Here is an 8,673-nt window from a genome sequence, read left to right on the forward strand (position 1 = left end):
GTCTTCGCCGACGCCGCCGCCTCCGGGCGCACCGTGCTGCACGTGCCCGCCACCAGCGCCGACGGGCACGCCGTGGCGAGCGCCCTGCGCGAGGCGGGCCTGGGCTCCATGGTCCTGGACCTCACCGAGGACGCCGCCTGGCGCCAGCACGCCTCCGAGGGTATCCGCGAGAGCTTGGGCGTCCAGCCGCCCCAGCTCGACGTTGCTGGGATCATCTCCCTGCGCGACCGCCTCACCACGGTCCGATCCCGCCTGGACCGCTACGTGCGGGCCCTGCACCGCTCCCGCGAGCCCTGGTCCGTCTCCGCCTACGAGGCCCTCCAGAAGCTCGCCGAGCTCACCAGCCGACGCGACCGCGCCACCACCCGCGCCCGCATCGATGCCCAGCACCTGGGGCGCCTCGACGAGGACGGCATGGTCCGGGCCCGCACCCTCCTGCACCGGGGGTACGCCCTGGGTCTGTTCACCCCCGAGGTCTCCTCCAGCGCCTGGAACGGGATCCCGGTGGCGGACATGGACGAGGCCACCGATGCACTCGTCCACCTGCGCGCCCTGGCCAACGACCTGCTTCCCTCCATCCAGGAGCACACGGCCACGGTCACCCGCACCACCGGCCTGAGTCACGCCCGCAACCTCGGCCAGTGGATCGAGCAGCTCGACATGTTCGACGGCGTGCGCGAGTCCCTGGATGTCTTCCTGCCCGAGGTCTTCGAGCGCTCAGCCGCCGACATGGTCATCGCCACCGCCTCCAAGCGCTGGCGCGACGAGCGGGGCATCCACATGGACGGCTCACGGCGCCGCCGTTTCACGCGCCAGGCCAATGACCTGGTGCGGCCGGGCCGCGTCGTCGACGACCTGCACGCGGAGCTGGTCAAGGTCCAGCGCCGCCGCGAGGTGTGGCGCAGGCACGACCCCGACGGCGGCTGGCCCCGTCTGCCGCAGGGCCTGGACGAGATGCGGCGTACCGCCGGTCGGGCTCGCGGCGCCGTTTCCGAGGTCCAGCCGCTGCTGGGGCGCGCCCAGGATTCACCGGTGCTCATGGAGATGCCCCTGGAGGACCTCCTGGAGCTGGCCCGCTCGCTGGCTGCCGACGATCTCACCGCTCAGAAGCTCCCCGAGGTCAACCGTATCCGCACCGACCTCGAGGAGATGGGGCTGAGCGACTTCGTGGCCGACATGGCCGCCCGGAGCGTCGAGGACGAGCAGCTCGAGCCCGAGCTCACCTACTGCTGGTGGTCCTCCCTGCTGTCCCAGACCCTCGCCGCAGATCCGGACCTCGGGGGCCTCGACGCGCGCGCCCTGTCCCAGATGGCCGTCTCACTGCGCGAGCTCGACGCCGCCCACAGCCGCTCCCTGTCCGGTCCCGTAGCGCAGGCCTGCGCCCGCCGGGTGCGCGCCGCCGTCGAGCATGACAAGGCCGACGCGCGCGCCCTGTACATCGCGCTGGCCCGCGAGGACGGCGTCCCCCTGCGCGAGATCATCGACGCCCACCCCATGGCGCTGCTGGCCCGGCCGATCTGGATCGTCCCGCCCACGCTCGTGCCCCAGATCTTCTCGCCCACGGCTGTGGTGGACCTGGCCGTCCTGGACGCCTCCACGCCCATGCCGGTCCCACAGGTCCTGCCCGCCTTCGTGCGCGCCGAACAGGTGCTCGTCGTCGGCGACTCCCGGCGCACGACGACGGGCCTGGCCGCCGAGCTCGGCCCGCTCCTTCCCTCCCGTACCCTGCCGACCGCCCGCAACAGCCTCGATGCCGGTATCGCCGCCTTCCTGGCGGCCAACGGATACGAGGGCGTCGTCGAGGCCGTCCCCTCCCCGCCGGGCGAGGCCCACCTGTCCCTGGAGCTCGTGGACGGCAAGGGCATGCCGGCCCCCGGGCAGACAGCGGTCGAGACCGTGGAGGCCGAGGTCTCCCGCGTCGTCGACATGGTCATCGACCGGGCCCTGACCCGGCCCGAGGAGTCGCTGGGCGTCATCGCCCTCAACCGCCTGCACGCCGACGCCCTGCGCTCGGCCATTACCCGGGCGGCCGCCGGCGCACCAGCCCTGGAGGAGTTCTTCGCACCCGGCGCCGCTGAGCCCTTCACCGTCGTCGAGCTGGCCGAGGCCCGTGCCCTGCGGCGAGACCACATCATTATCTCGGTGGGCTACGCCAAGACCCCGCACGGGCGCACCATCCACAACTTCGGCCCCGTCTCCGACCACAGCGGCATGGTGGGGCTCGTCGAGGCCCTGTGCTCCTCGCGGGGCAGCACCCAGGTGGTCTCCTGCCTGGCCGCCGACGACATCGACCGCGACCGCCTGCGAGCCCCCGGGGCGCGCCTGCTGCGCGAGGTCCTGGCCCGCGCCGAGGACGCTTCCCAGACCGGCAACTCGGCCGGCAAGGTGCCCGACCGGCTCCTGGTGGACCTGGCCGAGCACCTGTGGCGCAAAGGCCTGTCCGTCGTCCCCCGCTACGGGACCGACGGCGGTGTACGCATCCCGCTGGCCATCGGCCATCCTGACTATCCCGACGAGCTGCTGGTGGCGGTCCTGACCGACGATGTCGACTACATCTCCGAGCCGAGCCTGCGCCGGCGGGACCGGCACCGCGTTGAGCGCCTCGAGCGGCGCGGCTGGCGCGTCCACATGGCCTTCTCCGCCGGGGTGTTCGTCGACCCGGAGGCCGAGGCGAAGGCCGTTGAGGAGCTCGTCCTGGCTGTCCTCGTGGAGCGCCAGGGCAATGCGGCTCCGCCCATGGAGGCGGTGCCCGAACGCGTCGACGACTCGGCGCGCGCGGTCCCGGAGGCGCCGGAGCCCGAGCCCGGTGAGGCGTCCGAACGCACCGAGCGCCCTCGCATCGCCCAGGGGTTGCCGCTGCAGGCCTACTCCGATGACCAGCTCGACGACCTCATGGCCTGGATCCGCTCCGACGGGGTGGGTCGCTCCGAGGCCCGGGAGGTCGAGGAGCTCCGGGCGGCCCTGGCCCTGCGCCGTCGCGGCTCGGGGATCGACGCCGTCCTGGCCAATGCGGTGCGGCGCACCCGCTGAGCGGCTCGATCGGCGCTGATGCACCCCGAGGGACACTCAGATGGCAGACCACTCAGACCGGGGCAGGGCCCCGGGTGCGCAGCCCGCCCCGCATGGCGACGCGACGTCCGGGCGGAGGAGGTCACGGCGCCGTCGTCGGGTCGTGGCCCTGTCCGCCCGGGATCGGGAGCGCGTCGCCCGCGGCGAGGATCCCGAGGACCTGGCGAGAGCCGACTACGAGCATGATGCGCTGACCGGCACCGGGGAAGGGCTCGATGTGCCCGAGACCGGTGGCGCCGCCACCAATGACGCCCGCCTCAGGCGGGATATCCCCCCGCACTGGGGTTGATAATCGCGGAACCGCATGTCATACGCCGGGAAAGGCTTCTTCTTGCGTCGCGTCATGGGGAGATGCGAAAGGCCCCGCCGATCATGAGGATCGGCGGGGCCTTGAAGTGATGGCGTGATCGCGGTTATCGAATCGCTGCGGGACTCACTGCTTAGCGGAGTTGGCCGAGAGCAGGTCGCGGATCTCGGTGAGCAGCTCGACGTCGGTGACCTCCTTGGCCTCCTCCTCGGCCTTCTGCTTGGCCATGCGCTCCTTGACCTTGTTCATCGGCAGAACGATGGCGAAGTAGACGGCGACGGCGATGAGGAAGAAGTTCACCACCGTGGTGATGATCGTTCCGGGCATCACGTAGCCGTCAGGATTCTTGACAAGCTCCTCGGCGGTGGCCAGATGGAAGGTATAGGTGCCGTTCTCATACAGGGAGAATGCTCCCAATGAGTCGAAGTTGGGCTGACCGATGAGCTGACCGATGATGGTCATGATGACCTTGGTGATGGCGTCAACGATCGGTTTGAAAGCGCCACCGATGATGACGGCGACGGCGAGTTCGAGGGCGTTACCCTGCGCGATGAACTCCTTGAATCCCTTGATCATGGCGATCCTTTCATAGCGGCGCGGGCAGGCGTCTGCCGGGGTGCGCCATCGGGGGACTGTGAAAGCGCAGCGTCTTATCATCTCGTCCATGTAAGATGCTGCAGCGGCATTACGGGCTCAGCGCAATGCCGAGCGTACTATTCGTAGCCGCACCAACTACCAGAATAGCGCTACCAGCAGGAATGGCCAGTGTGATAAGTGTTACTTTCTTATTCTCCGTCCAGCGCCCACTCTCCCCGGCCTCTTGAGTCATGATCACTCGAGCTCCGGAACAGAGCACTATACTGTGTTGCGCAAACGGCCCGGTCGACTTTCCTTGGGAAAGGCTTTGAGGAGGCTTCTGAATTCCTGGTGGTTCCTGATCGGATGGCGATAGTGAGGGCGTGTCCGGTGCTTGAGTGGGCGCATTTGTTGAACTGTTCTCCGGATCGTTCTGCGCAGGCGTCCCGGCCTGCGCATCGGACCCTTCTGGCGGCACCGTGCTTGAGGGCTGAGTATCATCCTGCGATGTGGCTTGGGGAATCCAGCCCTCTTGCACCTGCCCGATGATGTCGACCCTTGCTCCGGGGCGGGCGAGCTCGGCTCCGACATCGATCGGTACCTGGACCACTCGTTCGTCGGGGCCCAGCTGTTGGGCCATGTTTCCGCTGGTCATCGAGATTGTCAGGACGGTGCCCGCCTCCAGGGCGATAGCCGCTCGGGTCCCAACGACCTGCTCCCGGGAGGCCAGCCCGGACTGCGGGAGTGTCGATGCCGGCAGCTCGACTGTCGAGACGTCCTTCTCGGTGATCAGGGCTCCGGCGCTGATCTGGCGGGCGGTGATGAGCGCTTGCTGACCCTGCTCGGGGCCGGGGCGCAGCACGCTGAGTGCCACCAGGACCGCCGTCCCCAGACACACCGCCACGACCAGATGGCGATGTCGCCACAGCAGGAGCGAGGGGCGCTGCGCGGCCAGTCGGCCGCCGTACCGCGATGAGCGGGCGGTCGTCGGGGACGAGCGGGAGGATTCTTTGGAGGATTTCCCGCGGGGCTCACTGCGGGGCGGGCGGCGGGACAGGCGATGGCGGAGTCTCATGCCCCCAGGATCGGGGGATCGCCGCTGCCCGGCGCGCCGCAGTCCCCGGCCCTGTGGACGCGTATCGCACCGGCGGGCCTGTGGCCCCCGGGCGCAGGTCCCGCACCCGAGTTCAGGCCTCCAGGGCGCCGGCGTGCGCCGGGGAGCCGGCGGCCAGCAGGAACCACTCCTGAGCCGTGATAACGGCGTCCACGGACTCGTCGTGCTCCTCGACGGGGAGCGGCCCGGCCACCAGCTCCTCGGGATGAATGATCGCGAAGGTATGGGTGTCCGGAGCCCGCAGCGGCAGCATCCGGTCGTACCATCCGCCGCCCTGTCCCAGGCGTCGCCCGTCGCAGTCCACGGCGAGCGCAGGAATGAGGAGGGCCTCGACCTTACGCACCTCCTCGGCCGGCAGTGCGGGGCCGCTGGGCTCCGGAGGACGCCTCGGCGCCCGTTCCGCCAGGTCCCCGGCCCCCCGGAACCGCCCCCAGCAGCGCGCCAGGTGCGGTCCGAGCACCGGCAGCAGCACCTCGACGCCGGCCTCATGAAGCCGTTCCAGCAGCAGCCGGGTGCAGGGCTCGGCACCCGTCGACACGAAGGTCGCCACGCTCGCCGCACCGGCCACTGCCTCCAGGGCATGCTCGGTCAGTGCCTCGCAGGCCGCCGTGTGCCCCGAGGAGGGGTGGCGGTGATGGGCGCGCCGGTGCTCCCGCAGTACCTTGCGCAGCTCGTCCTTGGCGTCGTCGACCTCGAGTTGACTCGTATCGGGAAGCTCCAGCGCGCCGGTCGTCATGGATCCATCTTCGCAGGTGATGGCGCCCCGTGTCTGAACCGTTCGTCCCGGCGGGGCACAGCGCGTGTCGCCAACCTGACGGTAACCTGAGTGCCATGAGAACAGTGGCCGAACACCTGGCCGCCTGCCTGGAGATCGCCCAGGCGGCCGCGCCCCTCGACGTGGTCCTTCCCGACGCCGTCGGATGCGTCCTCGCCCAGGACGTCGTCGCCGGAATCGACCTGCCCGCGGTGGACCTGGCCGGCCAGGACGGCTACGCCGTCATCGCCAGGGACGTCCGCGAGGCGACCCGGAACAATCCCCTCGTGCTCGACGTCGTCGACGCGGTGCGCGCCGGCGACATGCGCCCCTGCCACCTCGTCTCCGGGGCCGCCGTCCTCATCGACTCCGGCGCCCCCATGCCGCTGGGGGCCGACACCGTCATCCCCTGGACCGACACCGACCGCGGGGAGTCCCGGGTCAGCCTCTACTGCGCCGCCACGGCCGGCGACCATGTGCGCAGGCGCGCCGAGGACGTCAAGTCCGGAACCACCGTCCTCAAACGGGGCTCGCGCGTCAGCGCCCGGCACATCGCCCTCCTGGCGGGCCTCGGGCTGCACAGGGTGCGCGTGCACCCCGCCCCGCGCGTTGTCGTGGTCTCCATCGGAGACGAGCTGGTCGAGCCCGGCCAGTCCCGCGAGGCCGGGGACGTCTTCGACGCCAACGGCCACGCCCTGGCCTGCGCCGTCACCGACGCCGGGGGCCAGGCCTTCCGCGTGTCCGCGGTCCCCGACGAGTTACGCGCCCTGGCCGATACCATCGAAGACCAGCTCGTGCGCGCCGACGTCCTCATCACCACCGGGGGCCTGAGCGTCGGCCAGGGCGACACGGTCAAGGAAGTCCTCACTCCCCTGGGATCGGTGCGATTCGACGCCGTCGCCATGTCCCCGGGCCGCCAGCTCGGCGTGGGGACGGTTGAGGGCACCCCGATCTTCTGCCTGCCCGGAGACCCGGTCAGCGCCCAGATCGCCTTCGAGACCTTCGTGCGCCCGGTCCTGCGCCAGATCGCTGGACGCACCTCCCTGCACCGCTCCAGCCTGCCCGCCGCCATTTCCGAGGGCTGGCACTCGCCGGTGGGCAAGCGCCAGTTCATCCCCGTACACGTCAGCGGTTCGCCCTCCCTCGGCTACCGAGCCGAACCGACGACGCCGCCCGGGACCGTCCGGCTGCACGGCCTGTCCGAGGCCAACGCCATCGCAGTCGTACCCGAGGACACCAGCACCGTGGTGGCCGGCGACACCCTCCACTGCCTCCTGCTGGACGCCTGATGCCCGATGATCCGGCCCCGCAGCAGGAGCCTCGCGACGACGACTCCGGGCAGCTTCCCAGGGCGGAGGCTCGTGGCGGCTCCATCGGAGGAGGACTTCGACGGGCCATGGATGGCCTGCTGCTCGGGGCGGGCGCGGCGCCGCGCTTCACCTGGCCGGTGAGCCTCGAGCCGGAAGCTGTTCGAGAAGAGAATCGAGAAGGAAGGGGCCGCGGCGGATCGGTGGATCGCCCGCTCCTCGTGGTGCGCGAACTCCGGGAGGCCGACGAGGATGCCTGGAAGGCGCTGCGGCTGGCGGAGAACGAGCGGCTCGCCCCCTGGGAGGCCACCCTGCCTCCCGGCGGCGGGGAATCCCTGAGCGCCTTCCCGGCGTTCGTGCGCCGCCAGACCCGCCGGGCGAGGCTGGGGGAGGCGATGCCGTTCGTCGTCGAGGTCGACGGCGCCTTCGCGGGTCAGGTCGCCGTCGACCCGATTACCTGGGGCGCCACGCGCAGCGCTCAGGTGGGCTACTGGATCGCAGGCGCCTGGCAGGGGCACGGAATCATGCGCCTGTCGGTGGCCCTGGTCCTCGACCACCTCCTGGGGCCGGTCGGGCTGCACCGTGTGGAGATCAACGTGCGCCCGGAGAACGCGCGCAGCCTGGATCTGTGCCGCGGACTCGGGCTGCGCGAGGAGGGACTGCGGCGCGGCTACATGCACATCAACGGCGCCTGGGCTGACCATGTTTCCTTCGCCGCCGTGGCCGAGGAGGTTCGCGGACCCGACGGCGTCGGCTTTCAACGGCGGCTCATCGGCGGATGAGGTTTTTCCCGGATGGGTTCCGGGCGCGGGCGGGGCGCACTCGCGGGGTGCGCCGAATGCTTCGGAGAGGCGGATTCTCGACTGAAGACCGACCGGTCGAGACGTGGACAGCGAGACAGAAGAAACGAATGTGACCAGTGTGATGGTAGAGATGAAATGCTGACAGTGTGACTTCTTGAATCCCAGGTATTTCGCAGGAAAAGCGGAGTGTTCCTGCGCGGGGACGGGGGTGGACACGCCTACCGTTACAGTGTGGGAATCGAGATCTGGGCCGTCATTGCCCTCATCACGGTTCTCTCCGTGTACCTCCTTCCGTATTTGGTGGGGCGCCGCGAGATGGCGCGGCGCTCCAATGTCCAGGACCGCTACTCTGCTGAGCTGCGCGTCCTGGCCACGGGTGCCGCCGCCGTCGAGCACGGCAACACCTGTGCGAGCAGTGGGCATGCGGAGCTCTTTCGACGTCGACCGGAGGTGAGGGTGATGAATAGGCCCGCTGTGAGGAATGTGCGTGCTGTGCGCACGGAGCGCGAGCTCAACCATGCCCGTCAGGTTCACGCCCGGGGGCGCGAGCGCCGGCGGGTCGCCGCCTCGCACCGCGGGATCGTCGCCTGCGTTCTACTCGGGGTGTCGCTGGGTGCCTGGGTATTGGGCTTCGTGACGGCCCTGCCGTGGTGGCCCGCCCTGCTGCCCACCGCCCTGCTCGGGGTCTCGATGGTGGCCGGTCGCCGCGCCGCGCTGGCCTCCGCCGCGGCCGACCGCCGCGA

Annotated in this window: 7 protein-coding genes and 1 pseudogene; 5 read left to right on the forward strand and 3 right to left on the reverse strand. The window is 70.4% G+C overall.

Features of this window, described 5'->3' with window-relative positions; translation table 11 throughout:
- Together HMPREF0975_RS12745 and HMPREF0975_RS15090 are read left to right on the forward strand one after the other, a co-directional pair.
- Window positions 1–3,030: hypothetical protein (locus tag HMPREF0975_RS12745; protein ID WP_009234604.1), on the forward strand; the 3,030-nt coding region annotated here is incomplete at its 5' end.
- Window positions 3,031–3,172: 142 nt separating this feature from the next.
- On the forward strand, window positions 3,173–3,358 hold the full coding sequence (locus HMPREF0975_RS15090) for a hypothetical protein (protein WP_083840798.1): 186 nt from the start codon (window positions 3,173–3,175) through the stop codon (window positions 3,356–3,358).
- 144 nt (window positions 3,359–3,502) lie between these two features.
- Here the strand turns inward: HMPREF0975_RS15090 and mscL are convergent, their stop codons facing one another.
- The 3 genes from mscL to HMPREF0975_RS12765 all read right to left on the reverse strand — a co-directional run bounded on the left by mscL (window position 3,503) and on the right by HMPREF0975_RS12765 (window position 5,802).
- Window positions 3,503–3,952 (reverse strand): large conductance mechanosensitive channel protein MscL, encoded by a 450-nt coding sequence (gene mscL / locus HMPREF0975_RS12755; RefSeq protein ID WP_009234606.1) that lies wholly within the window; start codon window positions 3,950–3,952, stop codon window positions 3,503–3,505.
- A 109-nt stretch (window positions 3,953–4,061) separates the two neighbouring features.
- Window positions 4,062–5,027 carry an SAF domain-containing protein gene (locus HMPREF0975_RS15095; protein WP_009234607.1) on the reverse strand — a complete coding sequence of 322 codons (966 nt, stop codon included), beginning with the start codon at window positions 5,025–5,027 and terminating at the stop codon, window positions 4,062–4,064.
- Between the two features lie 112 nt (window positions 5,028–5,139).
- Window positions 5,140–5,802: a 5-formyltetrahydrofolate cyclo-ligase gene (locus HMPREF0975_RS12765; protein WP_009234608.1), complete on the reverse strand. Its 663-nt coding sequence runs from the start codon at window positions 5,800–5,802 to the stop codon at window positions 5,140–5,142.
- A gap of 95 nt (window positions 5,803–5,897) precedes the next feature.
- Between HMPREF0975_RS12765 and HMPREF0975_RS12770 the strand changes: the two genes are divergently transcribed.
- From HMPREF0975_RS12770 to HMPREF0975_RS16325, 3 genes and pseudogenes are all read left to right on the forward strand, one after another.
- Window positions 5,898–7,109 (forward strand): molybdopterin molybdotransferase MoeA, encoded by a 1,212-nt coding sequence (locus HMPREF0975_RS12770; protein ID WP_009234609.1) that lies wholly within the window; start codon window positions 5,898–5,900, stop codon window positions 7,107–7,109.
- Window positions 7,109–7,909, forward strand: a complete 801-nt coding sequence (locus HMPREF0975_RS12775; RefSeq protein WP_009234610.1) for a GNAT family N-acetyltransferase — start codon at window positions 7,109–7,111, stop codon at window positions 7,907–7,909. Before HMPREF0975_RS12770 ends, HMPREF0975_RS12775 begins: the two co-directional genes overlap by 1 nt.
- Window positions 7,910–8,116: 207 nt before the next feature.
- Window positions 8,117–8,673 (forward strand): annotated as a pseudogene (locus HMPREF0975_RS16325) (hypothetical protein); the annotation flags it as partial.

The organism is Actinomyces sp. oral taxon 849 str. F0330 (assembly GCF_000239715.1).
Taxonomy (GTDB): Bacteria; Actinomycetota; Actinomycetes; order Actinomycetales; family Actinomycetaceae; genus Actinomyces; species Actinomyces johnsonii.

Excerpts from the sequence above, each read along its gene's own strand:
- mscL (WP_009234606.1), bottom strand. The coding sequence starts at position 3,952 with ATGATCAAGGGATTCAAGGAGTTCATCGCGCAGGGTAACGCCCTCGAA.
- HMPREF0975_RS12775 (WP_009234610.1), top strand. The coding sequence starts at position 7,109 with ATGCCCGATGATCCGGCCCCGCAGCAGGAGCCTCGCGACGACGACTCC.
- HMPREF0975_RS12770 (WP_009234609.1), top strand. The coding sequence starts at position 5,898 with ATGAGAACAGTGGCCGAACACCTGGCCGCCTGCCTGGAGATCGCCCAG.
- HMPREF0975_RS12765 (WP_009234608.1), bottom strand. The coding sequence starts at position 5,802 with ATGACGACCGGCGCGCTGGAGCTTCCCGATACGAGTCAACTCGAGGTC.
- HMPREF0975_RS15095 (WP_009234607.1), bottom strand. The coding sequence starts at position 5,027 with ATGAGACTCCGCCATCGCCTGTCCCGCCGCCCGCCCCGCAGTGAGCCC.